Below are 203 nucleotides of genomic sequence, written 5' to 3'. Positions count from 1 at the left end.
TAGCCTTACAAAAATACTACATGGCCATGCCTTTTCATCGACAAGAATATTTTCAATCGCTCATAGGCTTTCCCATTCCAGCATCTACTCAATGGCAACTGATGGAAGAGCTGGCTGGGTGTGACCTCGTATTAATGTAAGAATATTTCTGAGCGCTATCTTTGTATGGCCAATTTAAAATCACACGACTCTTTTTATGTTCA

It is taken from the genome of Legionella santicrucis (assembly GCF_001468135.1).
Lineage (GTDB): Bacteria > Pseudomonadota > Gammaproteobacteria > Legionellales > Legionellaceae > Legionella > Legionella santicrucis.
This window is presented reverse-complemented; position numbering follows the sequence as displayed.